This is a genomic window from Candidatus Eisenbacteria bacterium, assembly GCA_016867715.1.
Classification (GTDB): Bacteria; Orphanbacterota; Orphanbacteria; order Orphanbacterales; family Orphanbacteraceae; genus VGIW01.
In genome coordinates this window covers 1-1,685 of sequence record VGIW01000171.1, presented here as the reverse complement: position 1 = coordinate 1,685, position 1,685 = coordinate 1, and the positions used below count along the sequence as shown (strand labels likewise).

Below are 1,685 nucleotides of genomic sequence, written 5' to 3'. Positions count from 1 at the left end.
AGAAGAGGTTTCCGTCCTCCTCGCCGAGGGCGCGCCGGATCTCGTCCGGCGTCCACGTGTAGAACCTCCCCTCTTCCCCTTCGCTGTCCGCGTCCTCCGCCGCGAAGAACCCGCCCTCGGGAGAGGTCATGTGGCGGAGCACGTAGTCGAGGGTTTCCCGCCCGACCTCGCGAAAGAGCGGCTTCCCGGTCGCGTGGTAGGCGTGCAGATAGAGGCGGCCGAGAAGGGCGTTGTCGGTGAGCATCTTCTCGAAGTGGGGAACGAGCCAGCGCTCGTCGGTTGCGTACCTGTGGAAGCCGCCGCCCACGTGGTCGCGGATCCCCCCGCGCGCCATCCGCTCGAGGCTGAACCGGACGATGCGGAGCGCATCCGGGTCGCCGGTTCTCCGCGCGCGGCGGAGAAGGAAGTCGAGGCTCATCGTCTGCGGAAACTTGGGAGCGCCTCCGAAACCGCCGTAGGTTTCATCGTGATCTTCCGCGAGAAGCCTCGCGGCCCGGTCGGAGACCGACGCGCGGATCGCGCCCCCCTCGAGAAAGGTCGCCGTCCTCGCGAGCCGCTCGGTCATGCGGGCGGCCTGCTCCTCGACCTGCCCGCGGCGCTCGCGGAATGCGCGCGACACCTCGAGGATCACGCGCCGGAAGGAAGGCATGCCGTGTCGCCCTTCGGGGGGGAAGTAGGTTCCGCCGAAGAAGGGCATCTCCTCGGGTGTGAGGAAGACGCTCATCGGCCATCCCCCCGACCCGGTCATCGCCTGAACCGCTTCCATATAGATCGAGTCGAGGTCCGGCCTCTCCTCTCGGTCGACCTTGATGCTCACGAAGTGCTCGTTCAAGAGGCGGGCGGTCTCCGGGTCCTCGAACGACTCGCGCTCCATCACGTGGCACCAGTGACAGGCGCTGTACCCGATGCTGAGGAAGATCGGCTTCCCCTCGCGGCGGGCGCGCGCGAGCGCCTCGGGACCCCAGGGATACCAGTCGACCGGGTTCTCCTTGTGTTGGAGGAGGTAAGGACTCGTCTCTCCCGCGAGCCGATTCGGCATGACGCACGCCTCCGCGCGGGGCCGAGTGCCCCCGCTGCCGTCGATATAGTCGTCCCAGAGGACCCGGTCAAGCGGCGGGGGGCGTGCGGGGTCGCACCTCCGTGCCCCGGCGGCCGCGAAAGGAACTCACTTCTGACGGATGGACGTTGACGTGAAATAGTCGAGGGATGTACAATCCGAATCGCTGGGCGTCGCCCCGGCGGGAGGATGCATGCCCCCCTTCCTCGCCCGAGCGATCACTTATTCGGAAAGCTGTCTGTCGGTCCCCGCCCTCCGCGTCGCCGAGGGGACCCGTCCCTTTCGTCCCGCCCCGCGGCTTCTCGATCGGGTTCGACTTGCCGTTCGCGCAAGGCACTACAGCCCGAGAACCGAGAGAGCGTACGTCGATTGGATTCGGCGGTTCGTTCTCTTTCATGGAAAGCGCCATCCGAGCGAGATGGGAGCGGAGGAAATCTCGCGTTTCCTCTCGCACCTCGCCGCCGAACGCCGGGTCACCGCCTCGACGCAGAGCCAGGCCTTGAGCGCGATCCTGTTCCTGTACCGCGAAGTCCTTCGCCAAGAGATGGCGTGGGTCGATGGGGTCGTCCGGGCGAAGCGCCCGGAGCGGCTCCCGGTGGTGCTGAGCCGAGAGGAGGCGCGGGCGGTG

Annotated in this window: 2 protein-coding genes; one reads left to right on the top strand and one right to left on the bottom strand. The window is 67.5% G+C overall.

Going from position 1 to position 1,685, the window contains the following annotated elements; genetic code table 11:
• A partial coding sequence (locus tag FJY73_14420) for a thioredoxin domain-containing protein (GenBank protein ID MBM3321854.1) occupies nucleotides 1-1,039 on the bottom strand: 1,039 nt, incomplete at its 3' end.
• 211 nt (nucleotides 1,040-1,250) lie between these two features.
• Here FJY73_14420 and FJY73_14415 point away from each other — a divergent pair.
• Nucleotides 1,251-1,685 (top strand): phage integrase N-terminal SAM-like domain-containing protein (locus FJY73_14415; GenBank protein ID MBM3321853.1); only part of this gene is annotated, 435 nt, incomplete at its 3' end.